General features: G+C 48.2%; 14 protein-coding genes. 1 reads left to right on the top strand and 13 read right to left on the bottom strand.

Going from position 1 to position 17,710, the window contains the following annotated elements:
• Positions 1-9 precede the first annotated feature (9 nt).
• From QM717_RS02445 to QM717_RS02395, 11 genes are read right to left on the bottom strand one after another with little or no spacing between them, the layout of a single operon-like run.
• Positions 10-1,530 (bottom strand): B12-binding domain-containing radical SAM protein, encoded by a 1,521-nt coding sequence (locus QM717_RS02445; protein WP_415034484.1) that lies wholly within the window; start codon positions 1,528-1,530, stop codon positions 10-12.
• The gene (locus tag QM717_RS02440; protein WP_415034482.1) at positions 1,520-2,197 is read right to left on the bottom strand and encodes an FkbM family methyltransferase; all 678 of its coding nucleotides are present in this window, start codon (positions 2,195-2,197) and stop codon (positions 1,520-1,522) included. The genes QM717_RS02445 and QM717_RS02440 overlap by 11 nt, the downstream gene beginning before the upstream one ends.
• Complete coding sequence (locus QM717_RS02435) at positions 2,194-3,018, bottom strand: class I SAM-dependent methyltransferase (RefSeq protein WP_415034480.1); 825 nt, start codon at positions 3,016-3,018, stop codon at positions 2,194-2,196. The genes QM717_RS02440 and QM717_RS02435 overlap by 4 nt, the downstream gene beginning before the upstream one ends.
• The gene (locus QM717_RS02430) at positions 3,003-4,175 is read right to left on the bottom strand and encodes a hypothetical protein (protein WP_415034478.1); all 1,173 of its coding nucleotides are present in this window, start codon (positions 4,173-4,175) and stop codon (positions 3,003-3,005) included. The genes QM717_RS02435 and QM717_RS02430 overlap by 16 nt, the downstream gene beginning before the upstream one ends.
• Complete coding sequence (locus QM717_RS02425) at positions 4,168-5,733, bottom strand: glycosyltransferase family 87 protein (protein WP_415034476.1); 1,566 nt, start codon at positions 5,731-5,733, stop codon at positions 4,168-4,170. The genes QM717_RS02430 and QM717_RS02425 overlap by 8 nt, the downstream gene beginning before the upstream one ends.
• The gene (locus tag QM717_RS02420; protein WP_415034474.1) at positions 5,730-6,845 is read right to left on the bottom strand and encodes a hypothetical protein; all 1,116 of its coding nucleotides are present in this window, start codon (positions 6,843-6,845) and stop codon (positions 5,730-5,732) included. Before QM717_RS02420 ends, QM717_RS02425 begins: the two co-directional genes overlap by 4 nt.
• 3 nt (positions 6,846-6,848) lie before the next feature.
• Entirely contained in the window at positions 6,849-8,303 is a 1,455-nt protein-coding gene (locus QM717_RS02415; protein ID WP_415034472.1) for a hypothetical protein, read from the bottom strand.
• Positions 8,300-9,673, bottom strand: a complete 1,374-nt coding sequence (locus QM717_RS02410; protein ID WP_415034470.1) for a B12-binding domain-containing radical SAM protein — start codon at positions 9,671-9,673, stop codon at positions 8,300-8,302. The genes QM717_RS02415 and QM717_RS02410 overlap by 4 nt, the downstream gene beginning before the upstream one ends.
• A complete protein-coding gene (locus tag QM717_RS02405; protein WP_415034468.1) occupies positions 9,670-10,452 on the bottom strand; it encodes a class I SAM-dependent methyltransferase in 783 nt (260 codons plus the stop codon). The genes QM717_RS02410 and QM717_RS02405 overlap by 4 nt, the downstream gene beginning before the upstream one ends.
• Positions 10,442-11,902, bottom strand: coding sequence for a B12-binding domain-containing radical SAM protein (locus QM717_RS02400; protein WP_415034466.1), 1,461 nt, complete (start codon positions 11,900-11,902; stop codon positions 10,442-10,444). The genes QM717_RS02405 and QM717_RS02400 overlap by 11 nt, the downstream gene beginning before the upstream one ends.
• On the bottom strand, positions 11,895-12,797 hold the full coding sequence (locus tag QM717_RS02395) for a nucleotidyltransferase domain-containing protein (RefSeq protein ID WP_415034464.1): 903 nt from the start codon (positions 12,795-12,797) through the stop codon (positions 11,895-11,897). The genes QM717_RS02400 and QM717_RS02395 overlap by 8 nt, the downstream gene beginning before the upstream one ends.
• 300 nt (positions 12,798-13,097) lie before the next feature.
• Between QM717_RS02395 and QM717_RS02390 the strand changes: the two genes are divergently transcribed.
• A complete protein-coding gene (locus tag QM717_RS02390) occupies positions 13,098-15,731 on the top strand; it encodes a DUF5916 domain-containing protein (RefSeq protein WP_415034462.1) in 2,634 nt (877 codons plus the stop codon).
• A gap of 92 nt (positions 15,732-15,823) precedes the next feature.
• On the opposite strand, the gene QM717_RS02385 is transcribed toward QM717_RS02390, so the two are convergent.
• Both QM717_RS02385 and QM717_RS02380 read right to left on the bottom strand, forming a co-directional pair.
• Positions 15,824-16,483, bottom strand: coding sequence for a DUF1579 domain-containing protein (locus tag QM717_RS02385; RefSeq protein ID WP_415034460.1), 660 nt, complete (start codon positions 16,481-16,483; stop codon positions 15,824-15,826).
• An 83-nt stretch (positions 16,484-16,566) separates the two neighbouring features.
• Positions 16,567-17,709 carry a hypothetical protein gene (locus tag QM717_RS02380; RefSeq protein WP_415034458.1) on the bottom strand — a complete coding sequence of 381 codons (1,143 nt, stop codon included), beginning with the start codon at positions 17,707-17,709 and terminating at the stop codon, positions 16,567-16,569.
• Position 17,710 lies beyond the last annotated feature (1 nt).

Genomic DNA, 17,710 nt, shown 5'->3' with positions numbered 1-17,710 from the left:
GCAAAAAAATCATTCCGAATAAAATCCTTCAATTTCGGGCTGGCGGTACTTCCACAATTTGTGCAACGCCTTGATCTCATAAGGATAATGGTAAATGCCGGTCTTGTACCGCAATCCCGAAACCATCTGCAATAATTGTTTTTTATAGCCGCGGATGCGAAAATCGGAAACCGTCGGGTAATACCCATTCAAAACCGTCTCGAAATTTTTGATTGTGTCAATCATATACGGCTTGAGCCAAGGCGTGAGCGGGTTTTTGCGCAAATCGAAATTTTCCCAACTCGGGGAAATCCATTCCTCCAAAGTCTCGGGAAACGAAAATCCCGCATCGATGATCTGTCGGTACAATTCGGAACCTTCGGTAGGCACCGGACTGAACAGATAAATGATGATTTCAGCCTTCGGATTGATCTGCTTGATCTCGCGGATGAAATTGATGTCCCACAAAATCTGGTCGTAGACTTCCTTCTCGGTCTTGGCGGGCATGCCGAGCACAAACGACAATTCGGGGACGATGTCGGCGTTTTTCATACGCAGCACAAAATCCTTGATCATCTGCCCGCTTTGCGTGCCGCCTTTGTTCATCTGTTTGAGTACCGCGTCGTTGCCGGTTTCTGCACCTAGGAAAATCATCTTGCAACCGGCCTTGCGCATGAGCTTGAGCTCGTCGTCGGTATACATATTAATGGTGTCGATGCGGCCTTCTCCCCAATAACTGATGTTGTCGTCCATGATCAGTTCGGAGAATTCGAGCACGCGTTTCTTGGCCGTAAAGAAATTGTTGTCGTGGAATTCGACCGCATCGATGTGGTAGGTCTGTTTGAAATACTTGACGTCTTCGTAAATGCGTTTGGCCGACATGCCTTTCCATTTGGCATTGTAAATCGGCACGACGGCGCAAAACGAACACGAAAACGGACAGCCCATACTCGAATGGTACGACAGCGTTTTGCCGCCCATAAAGGTTTTGGCCAGGTAATTCCTGACCGGATAAAACGAATTCAGGTAATCGTAAGGAAACTTCGGCAAAGTGTCCTGGTCGAGCAAGGCTTCTACCGCTGTTTTGACGATTTCGCCTTGGCCGTTTTTGTAAATCAGGTTTTTGACCAGCGGCAGGGTTTCCAATTCGTTGGCCTCGATCGCGCGGATGAGTTCAGGAAAGGTGTTGTCGCCCGGACCGTTGATCACATAATCGACCGCGCCCGAATTCAAGGCCACCTTGTATTGGTTCGACGCAAAATAACCGCCCCAAACCGTCACGATTTCGGGAAATTGTTCGCGGATTTTCTTCGTGAATGGAATCGCCTGGCGCAACTGCGGACCCGGCATGACCGTCGATCCGAAGTATTTGAATTCACCCGATTTAAGGTAATTTTCAATCGTTTGCCACGGATCTTTCTCGAGGTTGCCATCGACGAAAACATAACCGTATTTGCCGTGGATCGACGCGCCGACCTGCAGGATCGAATTGGGGATCCGGTGTTTGCCATTGGCACTTTTCGGGTTGAATATAATGACTTTATTGTTCATTTTTTACAAAGATATTGCCGTGCAGACGTGCTTTTGGCAATGATTTAAACACGGTTTTCATGGTCGTCGCATCCACCCAACGGTCGAACTGGAATTGCAGTTTTTCGTTGCGGACATAATTGAATTGGGTTTTTCCGTTGTCGAGCAGGTCGATAATCTTTAAGGTGTCTTCGGTAAAACCGCCCGTAAATTCAAATTCAATGAGCGGAATCGGATGGCTCAAATGCGACAGGATTTCGAGTTCGTAGCCTTCGGTGTCGATCTTGCAGAAATCGGGCAGGCCAAAATCGGCAATGAGTGCATCGAGCGATTTGACCTGGACGGTTTCGGTTTCATTCCAATGGATTTCATCACAAGTGAAATAATCGACAAATGCGCTCGAAAGTGTGGCGACTTCCGAATGGTTGGCCAGGTGCAATACTTTCTCGTCTTCCTGCGCGCCCACCGCAAACGGATGGAAATCGAAATCGGGATTTTTGTTTTTCAAAGCCGTCAGCACCTCCCAACACGAACTTTGTGGCTCAAACGCAATGACTTTGGCCCCGAGCGACAACAACAATTTGCTTTTACTACCATGGTTTGCACCGATGTCAAAGCACAGTGCGTCCTTTTCGATGAGCTTCGAATAGAAACGTTTGTTGCGGTACCGGGTCAAGAAATTGTTCATCCGTTTTGATAGGTTAGCGTAATATAAGTAGGCATTTCTGGACGCATGCGGGCGTACAGATTCTGCAGCAGTTTGGCCCGGCTATTTTTGACCAAAAAACCGATTTTCTGCAGCCAATCGATGTCCGATCGATCGAGATAGCCTTTGACCGGCCCGATGTAAAGCCCGATGTGGTAACTTTCGCGAAAGCGTTTGGCGGCCGTTTCATTTTCGGTCTTCTTTTTTTGCGGATTGCCAAACCAGGTGTTCCCGAGCGAGATGATCCTGCCGCCTTTGGTCAGCAGCGGAATCAGGCTTTGGATAAAACCGACGGGATTTTGGGTGTAAGCCAGGCAATGGTTGAGCACGATCAAATCGAAAGTCTGCGGTTTGAATTCGTTTCCGGCGGCTTCTACGTTGCACTGCACGGCTGTAATATTATCGGCCCTTTTTTGGATGTTCCCGAAACCGTCATACGGATGCGAAAAATAATCGATTCCGATCACGGCTTCGGATTGTTGCGCCAGGTATTGGGTAAGCCAGCCATTCCACGGCCCTATTTCGAGCGTGTTGCGGAAGGTTTTGCCTTTGGTCAACTGTTTGAATTCCCGAAGGCTCTGACGTCGCCATTTCCACGATTTGTCGCGTGCGAAGGTTCCGAATGGCAGCAATTCCCATTCGGCGGGCGAAGGAATATCGGCCAGTTCGTTGCGGTAGCGTTCAAAAATGACGAGGTATTGGTTGAGGTGGTGCTCGAATTCGGCATCCATGTACTTCCAAAAAGCGCCGGCAAACCGGAGGCGGTCCTCAAAATGAATCGTATGGCTCAGGACGGTACGCATATTCTTGTTTTTTTATGCGCCGCAAAAGCGACGGCCGTAATCAAAAACTGTTGGAACGTGACAATCCACAACAGTTGCTCCAATCCCAAATGCCACCAACGGCTGGCCGATACGACCAACCCGATTAAAGTGGCTGTTCCAAAAATATTGATGAACAACACCTCGTTTTCGCGATTTTCTTTGTTCAACTGTAAAATCCAAGGCAGGTAAACAAAACTGCTCATGCTAAAAAGCAACGATGCCAGGACAATCGAAGCATTGGTTGCAATGCCAAAAGCGAAATACAACAGCACAAGCATCGCTGTCACGCCCAGAGGAACAACCAAGAACCCAATTTTGCGCAGCCATACTGAATAATTGCCACGCGCCACTTCGTTGAGGCGATAGAAATTGGGAACATAAGGCCCCGAAATGTACATCGCCACCGATTGGATGTTCCACAAGAATGCCATGATGATCTGGTATTTGCCAAGCGTTTCATCATCGAGCAGCCGCGAGACGAGCAACACATCGATCTTGCTGTGGACCAAACCGCTCAGGCTCAACAGTGCAAAGAAAAAAGCACCCGGCAATAGTGGTCTGCTGAAACTTCCGAAGTCAAAATCTTGGCGGAATACAACACACAAAACCAAACTTTTGCACAGCGTCGGAATCCAGAAAACCATCAATAACCCAGAAAGGTCTGCGGTCGTGTTTCGCATCAACACCAAAGCAGCCAACTGTAGCGCCAGGAACAGCAATTCGAGCGCGATGGCGGTTTTGAATCTTTTGTCGCGCAGGATCAGGATATCGAAACTTTGCTGGGCAAATCTTCCCAAAACCAAAAGCGAGAATGCGACAAAACAATCCGCCGGAATCCAACCAGAAAAATACACCAAAGGCAAAACCGCAACTAAAAGCAGTAGCCTTTGTACCAACAAAGCAGAGAATTGCCTGCTGAATTGGGCCGTATGTTGTGCCAATTGGCGTTGAAGAAAATCCTTATTGCCCCAGGAAACAATACTGCTGACGATTTGCTGCACGACCACGATGGCCACTATTTTTCCCCAAACCGAGGCATCGAAAAGACGCACTACGGCCAGCGACAGCAACAGCGTAAACACCGATGGCATCATTTGCCAAAGGCCATTTCCGAGGATGTGGGGCAATTTATTCATGCGATGGATCGATGGTTTTTTTTCGCAGGGTGTAAAACCCGATGCCGCGGTCGAAATCGGACAGGTAGACAATCGTGCGGTTGTTGATGAGCAAAGGCTTGAGTTTGTTGCTTTGGTCATGGGTGACCGCACTTCCGTTGACCATGATCTCGTTTCCGTGCATCGGTAATTTTTGAATATGATGCGCAGATAAATCAAAGGTTGCTTTGTTGGCACCAGATTCGTTCCAATAATGATAAGTGAGCTTCTGATTGGCTACGCTAAAGTCGTAGACCAACATCGGTTCGTTTTTCCCAAAAACCACGGCAGAATCAGGGGGTGTTTTTTGGGAGAACAAAAGGACCAATAGCATTGGGACCAACGCAACGGCGCCTACTTTCCAGATTTTTATTTTCTGGTAGACCAATGAAAAAACGAGTGTCAATAGCAGCAACACCGCAAAAAGCCTCAGATAATTCATCGGAAACGCATACGCCATAAACCAAGAAACCGGGATGTTGTTGATACAGAAGATCAGCAGCAAACCCAACACTTTTTTCCAGGTCCGGATGGGATTGCATACCAAGGCGATGAACGGAAAAAGCAGCAGGATAAAAGTATAGGTGCTGCCGTAGGGCGAAGTCAGGATGAGCACCAAAATCCAATAGGAGAAGGCAAGCAAAGGCAGTTTGACCTTGCGCGAAACATAATAGCCGATCGCGATGAGCTTGATCTTGAACGCAACGACCAAAGCGGCAAACCAAAGCGGCAGATTGAAAACCGGATGCGGATTTTCGATCGGGTCAAACACCAGCATTTGTTTGAGGAACATCAAAACCGATTGGTAATTGGGGACAAAACCTTCGGAGATTTCGCCATTGGCAGCTTTGGGCAATACTTTTTCGGCGAAGAAAATCCAAATGTCCAAACCGCCAAAAAGCACAGACATTGCAAACAAAGCCATGCCGCAAATGCCCGTGTAGGCGAGCAACTGGAACTTTTTGCGAAACAAGAACAGCAACAGCAAAGCCACCGGAAAGATCTTGAACAGGATGGCGAACGAAAGCAATACGGCGGTCTTGAATTTTTCGTTGCGTTTGTAGGCGATCCAACTTTCGCCGAGCAAGAAGAACAACAGCAAGTACACCTGCCCAAAAAGCAAGTCGTTTTTGATCGGGACAAAAAACAGCACCGGAACCAACCACATGTAAATCGGTTTTACCCGGTAGAAATCGGCCAGGCGTTTGAGCGTAAACAGAAACAACCAAATGCTGATTCCATTGAAAACCAGTTTCGCCGTGGCAAGACCTAAAAAGGACAACGGCAAAAAACACAAGGCCAAGAAAGGCGTGTTCGGCGCATAGCTCACAAAGATATTTTGGTAACCTTCGTGCGCAATCGATTTGTTGAATTCGTAAGGAAAATACACCCAATGCGAAAAATGGCCCTGCGCGAGGAATTTACCGCCGAAATAATAATTGGCAAAATCATGCACCGGAAAATCGATGGCCTGGTACAGGTAGAACAGGCAAAGTAAGGCAGTCGGCAGCAGGTAGTATTTTTCGAGTAGGGCTTTCATGGGCTGAGGTGGTTGACTTCGGTTAAAGAGGCTTCACGCACATGGGTGGACACGGTCAAGCCTTTGAAAGGCGCAAACGCTTCCACATCTGTACGGTGGTATAAATTGCCCAGGAATGGGAATTCTTCATAAATGTGTGTCGGTTGGCCGGCCAGTAAAGTTTGGACTTGCGCCACGGGAATATTCCATTCCAAGGCGAGCCTTTCGGCCGAAGGTTCCATGAATGAAATGTACAACAATTCGGTCAAGGTGTGTTGTTGTTTCTCGGCAAAACGGACGCCACCCGGCAATGCCAGCTTTTGGTTGGTCAACAGTGCATTGTAGGCGACCAGTTTGTCCTGCAATTGCAGATAGGTCAAAAAGCCCGGAAAATTGTCCTGTTTGTTGAACATGGGGGATATGATCGATTCGTGGCACCACATGCATTTGGCCGGTTTGCCGGCTTCCGAATGTGAACTTGAAGCGTGGTTTTTGCGGTTGCCGTCGGCATCAAAAATACCAAATCGGACTTGGGCGTTGGGCATGATGTCAATTGTTTCGTATTCGTAAATCGCGCCGGTGACCGAATCGGTTTCGGTCGAAACAAACAACTGGTGCAGGCCATTGGGTTGCGAAAACTGTATTTTGCGGTGCACGCGCGAGACGCCCGAATGGTTGACATAACCGATTTCTGGTTGCAGTTGGTATTGCGAAAGCAAATCGGAGAACTTCTCGGGAACGCCGGTAATTTGGTAATAATGTTCGGGCGCACCAATCAACAGCGCGATGTAGCGGCCCAGGTCGATACTTTTGTTTTTTTGGTATTCGTCCGACGACCTGATTTTATCGTGCAGGGTTTTTATTTTTTGCAGCGCTTGTGCATTGAAACCGAGCTCCTCGGGATGCAGGATGATTTGATCTTGGCCCACCTCAATAGCATAGGGTGCATTGGGAAGCATCGCGCCGCAATACGACAACGCCCATTGCAACCCGATCGCCGATTTGTCGATGGTGTCTTCGGCGTAAGCCTTGTTCCATTGAAGGGTCAGCGTCTTGTTTTCGGCCAAAACCGTCTCGGGCGAATAGTGGTACGCCGATACAAAAAGCAGGAAGAAAGCGATCATTTGCTGCATGGCCTAACTTTTAGAGATACGGAAGATATAATAATCGGTGTTGTTTAAGATGTTTTTTTTGAAATTTTCGATGAATTGTATGTTCATTCCATCCACTGGGGTAGGAGAAAGCTTATAATTGGAAATGTAAATGAAATCCGCATGCGTTTGCAGGTAATCGTTGAGTTGAGCAAGGACCAACTGCTGCGACATTTCCTGTCCGCAAGCCGAATCCCACGGGCAGAAACTCTGCTGGCTTTGTGGGCATAAAAACCAGACCTTTTTCCCGAGATATGCACTGATGATGGTACCGTCGCAGGTGGGCGAAACCACGGGCAATCGATCCAGTCGGTATGAACGAAGATAAGCCACGGCAGCTTTGCCTCCGGTAAACGGATGATTCCAATCGATTGCATAGGCGATGATTCCGCTGGCCAATTGCAGGGTCAATATTCCATAAATCACTGGTTTCGCATAAGTTTTCGAAACCTTCTGTGTGCTTTCGGAATCGTGATCGAGCCAAAGTGCCATGATCAAGATCAGGTACGTGATCCCGTCAAAGCGCGCCCCACTGCGTTGGGTGATGAAAAAGAACAGTTGTATCCCGAAAAACGCCAGATAGGCAAAAAACAATATTTTCCTGCTCCGCAAAAGCAAAAGCGGAAGCGCATAGCAGCACAACCCCAAGACCGCCGAAAAAGGCTTGGAGACCGCAATCAAGAAATGTGTATTCCAAAAATGGATCGAACGAAAATCGGGCAGAACCAACACGCCATTGAAAACCGAAATCAAACCTTTGGTGCACTTTTCGGCAATCGGAATATGCTTCTGCGGTTCAAAAAACCAAGCCGCATCGGTTGAAATGATTTGTGCGGCAACGGGCAGCAATCCAACGATAAAGACTGCAATTGAAAGGTGAAATGCCTTTTTTTGATACCGTTGTTCATACCGTTGTTCCCAAAACAGCAATCCTACAAAAGCCATGGCGGGCACGGCAAAAATCAAATGCGTATTGGCCGCCAGGACCAGGAACAAGACCAGCAACGGCAATTTTTCCTTTTGCCGATAGGTGGCGCAGGCCATAAACAAAAATAGCACGCCCAGCATATAATTGCGGCTGATGAGGCTGTATTCGAAAACGAAAAAATAACCAAAAACGAACAAGGTCTTGAAAATCGAGTTGAATGGCGCCTTTCGCAAGAAAACGATGGCGGCGGTGGTGGCGATCAGGACATGAACCAACTGCATCCCAAACGGATCGACCGTGAACCGGGCAATGACAAACAACAGGCTGCTCCACAACAACGGATGGCCTTCGTGGCGTGTGTTGCGGAACAATTCGGCTAATGAACTGCTGTCGCGTGCCAAAAGCCAGTGCTGTGCTTCGTCGAGCCAAAGTTCGTGGTGCAGGATTCCCATCAGAGCGATGGCGAAATACAAACCCGCCAAGAGCAAATGATATGGGATGGAGCGTTTCATCTGCTGATCGACATTAAAGCGCCGGCCAGAATCGACTTGGTCTTGTGCTTGAGCGCCTTAATCGTGTTGTTTTTTTGGAAATTGCGGTGCGACTCGACTTCGTGCACGACTTTAGAAACCGCATAGTCGTAATACTTCCGGGAATAATGGCGTTTGAAATCAATTTCGCGGTCGGTGGAAGTTTCCCAGTTCGGTTTGACGGTAATTTCGTTTTCGATTTCTTCGTACAATGAGGTGCCTTTGATCGGGTAGGCGACCGTGATCGTGTAGTGTGTCGGATTGGCTTCCTTCAAATACTGGATCGTTTCGGAAATATCCGATTCATTCTCGCCCGGATAACCCACCATGATGAACGTTCCGGTTTCGATACCGAGCGCATTGGTGTCCTGGATCATTTTCTTGACATGGTTCACATCGACACGGCGGTCCATGAGATCGATGATTTTCTGCGAACCGCTTTCGGCCCCGATCCAGATGCGGAAACAGCCCGCTTCCTTGAGCAGGCGCAGGATTTCTTCGTTTAATCTTTCGGCGCGCGTAATGCATTCAAAACGGATCTGTGCATTTTGCTTGACGACTTCCTCGTGGAAAGCCGTGAGCCATTTGTGGCTGATCGTAAACACATCATCGACGAACCAGATCGCATCGGGATTGTATCGGTCCTTGAGCATTTTCATTTCGGCAGCGACCTGGTCGGCGGGACGGCGGCGGTAACTTTGGCCGTAGACCGCGGTGCTGCACCATTTGCAGGTGTAAGGACAGCCGCGCTGGGTAGAAATCGTCATCGAACTTTCACCGTGGTTTTGCTTCCAAGTGTCCAAATATTTCTGGTTCGGGATCGCGTCGCGGTTGGGCAGCGGCAATTGGTCGAGCTCGCGGAATTTGGTGCGGGCCGGTGTTTTGACGGCCAATCCGTTTTCGAGGTAGGCGATGCCGTTAACCGTCGAAAAATCGCCTTGGTTTTGGATGGCCTGGTACAATTCGAAAGTCGTTTCCTCGCCTTCGCCAATGACCAGAAAGTCGGCGCCGGTGTTGAGGTAATTATCGAGATTGTAACTCACGTCGGGACCGCCGAGAATGATTTTTGGGAAACGGAATTCCGCTGTTTTTAACGTTTTGACGAGCTTGACGACTTCAATCTTGGTCATCAGATTGGTATAAATCGCAACGACTTCGGGTTTTTTCTCGCGGATGAAATCGAGCTGTTCTTCCTTAGAATAGAAAGTACTGTCAAAAACGTCATTGGCGATGCCCTTCGAGAGCAGGTAAGCCGAGACATACAACAAACCCAACGGCGGATAAGGCTTCATGATGCGCTGTTCCTTCGGATCCTGCGAAAGATAATAACCATGGGTCAACAGGATGCTCATCGTTTCTGCAGGTTAATGAGATAATGATCGGCATGGCGTGCGAGGAAGCCGCTGTTTGCTAGGGCAATATCACAACTGTCCAGAAAGGAAACCAATTTTTGTTTTTTGCTGAAATGCGGCTCGAGATACGAGGGCGGAACAAAGAAACCAATCGGATGAACCGTTTTCAAATCGAAATAACCGCTGGCCAATGCAGCCGTTTTCGAAGGATTGTGGTAATACGTCAACACGCTTTGGCCGTCCACATTGGCAATGGCGCTGTGGCTTTTGCGTCTGAATGCCTCCTGAAAATTGGCTTTGGCCAGAAAATAAAATTGTTCCCATTTGGTATTCTTGGGCATGATGACCAGTACCAATTGTCCGTTTTCCGAAAGCAATTCGGCGGCATTTTTAAAGAACAATTCGAGCCGGATCTCGGACAGGCAATTCAATCCGCCGAAATTCGAAAAGATCAAATCGAATTGTTCGCCCGAAAACGGATGCGGCAAATCGTTGATGTCCGCCTGAAAGAAAACAGGGTTAGCCGTGTCGGATTTGCTTTGGGCCACAGCAATCATCGCTTCGGATATATCGGTGGCGACGACCTCATAATTTTGCCGGGCCAGCCAAAACGCATCTTCGCCCGTGCCGCAATTGATTTCGAGGATTTTCTTCGGGTTTTGTTTTTTCAGTACTTCCGACAATAAGGCATAGACGCGTTTGCGCTGCGCCTTTCCGATGACCGAATGCGTGAAAGCCGTATCGTATTGCTTGGCAGCCTTGTCAAAATCATTGGCCATTCTGTAGTTTTTTGAGCACAAACGTATCGACGATCGTGCTGGGAATGTAATACCCCAGTTTCATGACCGAAGCCATTTTTCCAAATGAAAACTCGAGCGGGTTGCGCACCATCTTTTGCAGGTTCACCACGCCTTGGGTTTTGCGGTATTCCTTGTGGACGAAGCGTTGCAGCCTGCGGTAATAATCGGTCTTGAACGTTCCTTTGAACATCATGTCCAAATCGTCCGAGTCTTTCCAATTGGCTTTCTGGCGCAATTCATCCTTGACTTTTTCATAGAATTTGGTTCCCGGCAACGGATACGAAACCGAAATCCCGATGTTGTCGGGCACGAGTTCCTTGACCATATCGATCGTTTGGAGAATGTCGTCGGTGTTTTCGCTGAGGTAGCCGAATTGCAGGAAGAACGCCACGCGGATGTTTTTCTTCTTGAGCAATCGCGTCGCTTCGTAAATCTGCGTGACCTTGGTGCCTTTGTCCATCGCGTCGAGGATTTTCTGCGAGGCGCTTTCGGCCCCGACCCAAACTTCCTCGAGACCCGATTCGGCCAACAGGTCGATCATGTCTTCCTTGAGCAACAAATCGACACGGCTCTGGATGTAGTACTTGATGTTGAGCTTGCGTTTTTTGAGCCCGTCGTTGAAATCCCTGACCCAGTTCGGTTTGAGCCCAAAGATATCGTCGCACATCCAAAAACGGCGCACTCCATAAGACGAGCGCAGGAATTCGATGTGGTCGGCGATGTATTCGGCCGAATGCGAATTGTAGCGGTTGCCGTAAATCGGTTTCGCGCACCAGTTGCATTTGTACGGACAGCCGCGCGTGGTGGCGATGTTGAGCGTGAATTTTTGGCCGCTTTCGCGCCAGATCAGTTTGTATTCGTTCATGTCGACCAAATCCCAAGCCGGGAAAGGCAAACTGTCGAGTTCGTGTAAGACGGCGCGTTTGGCGTTGGTCTGCGTCAAGGCACCATTTTGGAATGCGATGCCGGCAATGGCTGCGGGACTTTCGTTGCTTTCTAAGGTATTGACGAGTTCGAGCAGCGTCATTTCGCCTTCGCCCAAAATGATGAAATCGGCGCCTTTCTCAAGGTATTCCGCCGCGTGATCGGTCGAATCGGAACTGCAGACGATGACCGTGCAACCGTTCTTTTTGCCCAGTGCGATCATTTCAAAACAAGCCTCGCGCATCGTGGTCAGGCACATTTTGGTCAGGTAATTGAAACCGTCGTCGTAAATGACCAGGTATTTCGGGCGTTGGATTTCGAGGATCGGTTGGATGCTGCTTGGGTTGTCGAGCAAATTCGTATCGAAAAGCCGCACTTCATAACCATTTTCGCGCATCAACGAAGCCGCATACAAAGTGCCCAGCGGCGGAAAAGGCGTTTTGTTTTTCCACTGCTTCGGGTCGAGTTTGTAGTAATACGAATGCGAGAAAAGAATGTCAGACATACTCTTTTTGTAATACTATGTTGTGGTTTTTGCGGATCTCCTCGTATTTTTCATTGAGCGAACCAATCACTTTCTTCTGGAAATTGAGCGGGTGGTGCTTTGAAATATTCTTGGTCGATTTGAGCGCGATCTTGAAATCGTCGTGCGTCATTTCGTTGAACTTGAATTGCCAAAAAGTAACCGTTATTTTCTTAAAACAGTTGTCGAGCCAATTACCCGACCTGGTGTCGAGCAGCCGTTCGATGATTTTTACCATCGGCAATTTACGGATTTCTTCGGTAGTGTCGAGATTGGGCTTGAATTGTCCAAAAACCTCCGAAACCCATTCGTTTTTGCGGTAGAACTCGGCAAAAGCAGATTTGCCCTGGAACGGAATAAGCGTCTTGATTTCGGTAGCGGTGAAGCGGTTTTTTTCCTCGACTTCCAAATTGCCCGAAGACATGAAATAATTGATGCAGAAATATTTGCGCGAATTGAGCAGGAACAGTTTTTTGTACAGCATCAGGAAAGTTCGGCAAAGCCACAGTTTATTAGGCTTGGTGATCACAAAAAAATCGATGTCGCTGTTGCTGTCGTAATAGCCTTTGGACAAGGAACCCGAAACGCCGACGGCTTCCACAAACGGGAATTTTGAAATGAGTTTGGCCTTTTGCTGCGCTTTGACCAAGGCTTGGACCGCCATGAGGTTGCCTTTTTTCCTTCGTTCGATGTGGCTCAGGTTGGCATCGACCATATAATAGTCGTCTACCTTGACGATGACATTTTGTGCCACGAGTTCATCGAGATGCCTGCGTGTGGTTTCGCAATCCTTGGTGAGCGAAAAGTTGCAGATTTCTTCCAGTTTCAAAGGGTAGTTGAATATGGAAAAATAAAGGATGGTCTTTAAAGTATCCAAAGCAGTGATTTTTACGGTTGGTTGATTAAGTCTTCCTGAAGATGTGTGGCGGTGTTAATGGTTGCGTAAAATGTGTTTTGTTTTTGAATAAAAACGCGTTGTTTTAATTAAATAATTGAAGGTCTATGATTTAGGCTTTAATATTAATTAAAGATACGGTTAATATTTTTGCCAAAAAGCGATATTTTTTGAAGACCAAAGATTTTCTTTGCTTGAAATGTTAAATTTTGGATCGATTTCGAGCGCAAAAGTGTAACACAACTTTAAAGGACTAGTCTATTCGGAAATAAAAACTGCAGCATGAACCACGCCCAAAAACTATTGGCCCTCTTGGCCCTCATCGCTTTCCAATCCATTGCTGCACAGGAAAGACCTGTCATTGAGAAGAAAGTCTACACCACCAAAGCACTCGATGGTATCGAATCGCCAGAAATAGACGGGCTCATCAACGAAAAGGCATGGGACATCGTCGATTGGACCGGTGATTACATCGAAAACCAACCCGATGAAAATACACCGCCCACCGAACAGACCAAATTCAAGGTCGTCTACGACAAAAAATTCCTCTATTTCGCCTTCCGTTGCTACGACAAAGACCCGAAAGGCATCGTCAAAAGATTGTCGCGCCGCGATGGTTTTGAAGGCGATTGGGTAGAAATCAATATCGACAGTTACAACGACAAACGCACCGGATTTTCGTTTACCGTTTCGGTCTCTGGCGTCAAAGGCGATGAATTTATTTCCGAAAACGGCAACAATTGGGATGGGAGCTGGAACCCGATCTGGTACATGAAGACCAATATCGACGACGAAGGCTGGACGGCCGAGGTCAAGATTCCGTTCAGCCAACTCAAATTCGGTGAAAGTAAAGAACAGATCTGGGGATTGCAATCGACCCGCCGGTATTTCCGCAACGAGGAGCGTTCGGTCTGGCAACGCGTCCCGAGGGATGCACCGGGTTGGGTAAGCGAGTTTGGCGTTTTGCGCGGTCTGTTCGACCTGCAACCGCAGAAGCAACTCGAAATCCAACCGTTTGTGGTTGCACAGGAAGAAACCTATGAAAAGGAACCCGGCAACCCGTTTCGTACCGGCGATGACTTCAAATTGAATGGCGGACTCGATGCCAAAATCGGCATCACCAACGACTTGACGCTCGACTTGACGATCAATCCCGATTTCGGGCAGGTCGAGGCCGATCCCGCGGCGATTGCACTCGACGGTTTCCAAATCTTTTTTGAAGAGAAGCGTCCGTTCTTTGTCGAAAACAAGAACATCTTCAATTTCCGTTTTGCCGATGGGTCGGACAATTTGTTTTATTCGCGCCGTATTGGCCGAAGCCCACAGGGATACCCGATTACGACCGTCGGCGAATTTGTCGATATTCCGACCAATACGACCATTTTGGGAGCGGCCAAATTCAGCGGCAAGACCAAAGATGGGTGGTCACTCGGGATTCTTGAAAGCGTCACGGCCAAGGAATATGCACGCATCAACGACAACGTCAACAAAAGGCGCGCGGTCGTCGAACCGATGACCAATTATTTGATCGGGCGTGCGCAAAAGGATTTCAACCAGCGCAACACCTATATCGGTGGGATGTTTACCGCGACCAACCGTAAACTCGACGGTACTGAGGTCGATTTCCTGCACAGCGCCGCCTACAGTGCCGGTATCGATTTCAACCACAACTGGAAAAACCGCAAATATTTCCTGACGGCCAATTTTGTCACAAGCCATGTCAAAGGCAATGCGCAGGCGATTACCAATACACAGCGTTCGATCACGCATTTATTCCAACGAACCGATGCCGGTCATGTCGCCGTTGACGCTACACGGACTTCGCTCACCGGAACCGGCGGACGCATCGAAGGGGGCAGGCAAAGCGTCGGGAATTGGCGGTATTATGGTTTGCTGATGTGGCGTTCGCCCGAACTCGAACTCAACGATGTCGGTTTTTTGCGTCAGGCGGATGAGATCAGACAATACGGAATCCTGACCTATCAGATTTTGAAACCGGTCGGTTATTGGCGCAGTTTCAACACCCGTCTGGAACAATTCACGACCTATGATTTCGAGGGCAATTTCAACCGGTTCCAGGTGTCGCTCAATACGAATTCGAACCTCAAGAACAACTGGAATGTCAATTCGCAATTCCAATATAAACCGCGCATTTTTACCAATACGGTTTTGCAGGGCGGGCCGCGTTTTCGGTATTCGCGCGAAATTTTCGAGTCGCTCAATTTCAACACCGATTCGCGCAAGAAGCTCTATTTTTATGGCGGCGTCTATGCCTCGCACGGGAAGGACAATTCGTTTTATTATACCGAATTCGATGCGGGCTTTACCTATCGCCCGATCAATGCGTTTACGTTGTCGGTTGGGCCAAATTACAGCCGCAACAGCAGCAAGACACAATACGTGACCGAAACCAATTTTGGCACGACACCGCGTTACATCATGGCCGACTTGGACCAACGCACGCTCAGCGCCTCGATCCGCCTGGATTACAACGTGAATCCGAATTTGACGATCCAATACTATGGGCAGCCGTTCATTTCTAAAGGAACATACCGCAAGTTCAACCGCGTGACCAACCCGACTGCCGAAAATTATAGGGAGCGCGTGGCTTGGTTCAATGCCAGCCAGATTGCGTTCGATGGCATTAGCGACAGTTATTCGATCGATGAGGATCTCGACGGCACGACCGATTATTCGATCGGCAACCCCGATTTTTCGTATGTGCAATTCCGTTCGAACCTCGTGTTGCGTTGGGAATACATCCCGGGTTCGGAAGTGTTTTTGGTGTGGTCGCAAGGCATGACAGGTTTCGCCGACACACGCGAAAATTTATTCGAAGGGCTCGATTCGCAAATCCTCGGACAAAAACCCGAGAACATCTTTTTAATCAAAGCGACTTACCGTTTCGTTTTGTAAACGAAACGAAAATTTCAAAAAACAAATTCCAAATTCCAAGCGTCCTCAAGAACGTTGGAATTTGGAATTTTACTATTGGAATTTGGAAAAAACTACTTTTTTCTCGTCATCAAGATCTCCATCGACTTGTACTCCTTGCCGCTAGGGTCGGTGTCGAACATTTCCATTTTACGGGTATTGTCGTCCACCATGGCAAAGGTCTCGCGCATTTTTTTCTTTTGGCCGGTCATCGGATCGGTGCATTCGCCGCTCATGTTCATCGTTTTGGTCGCGGCATCATAGTCTCCCGTCATGCTCATCACACCGGTTCCCATGTTGTCGATCCAGGTCGAGATGTATTTTTTGGAGGCGTTGTCATAGCCCACGGTTGCTACCCCTTCGAAAGGCTGACCCATCATGTTTCCGGTGTAACGCGATTCCTGGTAGCGCCCGCCCATGATCATCTTGCTGGTCGAGGTCATTTTGGTTTTCATCGGTTTTGGATCGTTGGGTGCCATCCACATGGTCGATTCGCATTCCCAATTGCCATTGTCCATGGCGAGCATTTTGTGTGGTTCGCCCGGTGTGGCATAGGCTTCCCAGGCTTTCATCATCGCTGCGGAATCCATCGGTTTGGCCGCTTCGGCAGTTTCGGTTGGTGCCACTGCCGTAGTGTCGGCTGGAGTTGCCTCGGCGGCAGGTGTTTCTTCGGCTTTTTTGCAGGCTGCTGTCAACAGGACAATCGCCGCAAGGGATAGGATTGTTTTTTTCATATGTTACTTGTTTTTAGTTGTTTGCATAAAAATACAAAAATTAACACGACCGATAAATGGCATTCTTTTAATTTTTTAACAAACTAAAAACGATAAGGGAAGGAAGGATTCCTATAAGCGCGCAACAATTCAAACGGGACCAAAAACGGTTCTTCGCAATTTCTGGCCAATCGGTAAAAATAAGGCGTGAAGTTGATGCCTTTTGTAGTGAATGCCCACGAAACAGATTCCCAATACTCGAGTTCGGTGTAATCGCAGGGGTCTTGCTCTTGGCCTTCCGGGGAAATTGCCGGCTTTTTAAAATGATATTCTTGATTGAGCAAGGCATACAACTTGGGCGCAAAATAGTTCTCGCGATATTCCCAGCGTCGTTCATCATTGCCTGCAATCTGTTGTGCCGACGGATCGAATTCCAATATTTCATCGAGCCCATATTCATACCCGTTGTGCATATCGATCAAATTGCCCGCATGCCAGACATCGGGATGCGCGCCGCCACAATAATAGAAGCAGTTGATTTCAAAACCGAGCAGATTTTGGTCGAGGTAACCCATTTCGATGCTGATTTCCATGCCTTTCCCATCACTGTAATCGTAACGCGAGGCGCAACCGAGTTGGTTGATGGCGAGCTGGTAATGGATCCGCTGCAGTTTTTGGTTGACGATGTCGCGTTCTTTTTTGGGAAAACCATCCACAAGGCGAAACATTGGCGCGGCGCAATGCGTCTCTGTGTACCAGTCGATTTTCTGGCCTTTAAAGGTCGAAGTGGAGTCTTTCCTGAACGACAAAAGTTCGGCTTTGGCCAAATCGAACGGCTGATCGTCCTTGTCATAATCGAGCCAGTTGTATTTTTCCGAAAGGTAGGAATAGCTTGTCGGATGCAACGAAACAGCCAACGACTTGCCGTTTTTACCTTTCCAGGTTCCGACGAGCGAAAGGTCTGCCTTTTCGGTCAAGGTGAATTGTTCGAAAATAGTGTCGTGGTCCTCAAAGAAAAAAGTAAACCCGTTTTTCTCGCGTCTGCCTTCGAGCACGATGTCCTTGAGCGAATTTTTATAGAAATAACGAACGTCCAGTATCCGTTTGTCATCCGATGCGTATTCGGTTCCGGTATAATCCGAAAAAAACATAAAAATGTCCTGCTTGCCCAACTTGCCTTCGAGCGCGTATCGTTTTTGCGCCGTCATGGAAAGCGTACAAAGGAGGACGACGATCCAAAGTCTCATC

Origin of the sequence: Flavobacterium sp. (genome assembly GCF_047602195.1) — a bacterium.
GTDB lineage: Bacteria > Bacteroidota > Bacteroidia > Flavobacteriales > Flavobacteriaceae > Flavobacterium.
This window is presented reverse-complemented; position numbering and strand designations above follow the sequence as displayed.

Coding starts and splice junctions, on each gene's coding strand:
- QM717_RS02415 (WP_415034472.1), bottom strand. CDS start 8,303: ATGAAACGCTCCATCCCATATCATTTGCTCTTGGCGGGTTTGTATTTC.
- QM717_RS02380 (WP_415034458.1), bottom strand. CDS start 17,709: ATGAGACTTTGGATCGTCGTCCTCCTTTGTACGCTTTCCATGACGGCG.
- QM717_RS02400 (WP_415034466.1), bottom strand. CDS start 11,902: ATGTCTGACATTCTTTTCTCGCATTCGTATTACTACAAACTCGACCCG.
- QM717_RS02385 (WP_415034460.1), bottom strand. CDS start 16,483: ATGAAAAAAACAATCCTATCCCTTGCGGCGATTGTCCTGTTGACAGCA.
- QM717_RS02410 (WP_415034470.1), bottom strand. CDS start 9,673: ATGAGCATCCTGTTGACCCATGGTTATTATCTTTCGCAGGATCCGAAG.
- QM717_RS02405 (WP_415034468.1), bottom strand. CDS start 10,452: ATGGCCAATGATTTTGACAAGGCTGCCAAGCAATACGATACGGCTTTC.
- QM717_RS02440 (WP_415034482.1), bottom strand. CDS start 2,197: ATGAACAATTTCTTGACCCGGTACCGCAACAAACGTTTCTATTCGAAG.
- QM717_RS02435 (WP_415034480.1), bottom strand. CDS start 3,018: ATGCGTACCGTCCTGAGCCATACGATTCATTTTGAGGACCGCCTCCGG.
- QM717_RS02420 (WP_415034474.1), bottom strand. CDS start 6,845: ATGCAGCAAATGATCGCTTTCTTCCTGCTTTTTGTATCGGCGTACCAC.
- QM717_RS02445 (WP_415034484.1), bottom strand. CDS start 1,530: ATGAACAATAAAGTCATTATATTCAACCCGAAAAGTGCCAATGGCAAA.
- QM717_RS02390 (WP_415034462.1), top strand. CDS start 13,098: ATGAACCACGCCCAAAAACTATTGGCCCTCTTGGCCCTCATCGCTTTC.
- QM717_RS02425 (WP_415034476.1), bottom strand. CDS start 5,733: ATGAAAGCCCTACTCGAAAAATACTACCTGCTGCCGACTGCCTTACTT.
- QM717_RS02430 (WP_415034478.1), bottom strand. CDS start 4,175: ATGAATAAATTGCCCCACATCCTCGGAAATGGCCTTTGGCAAATGATG.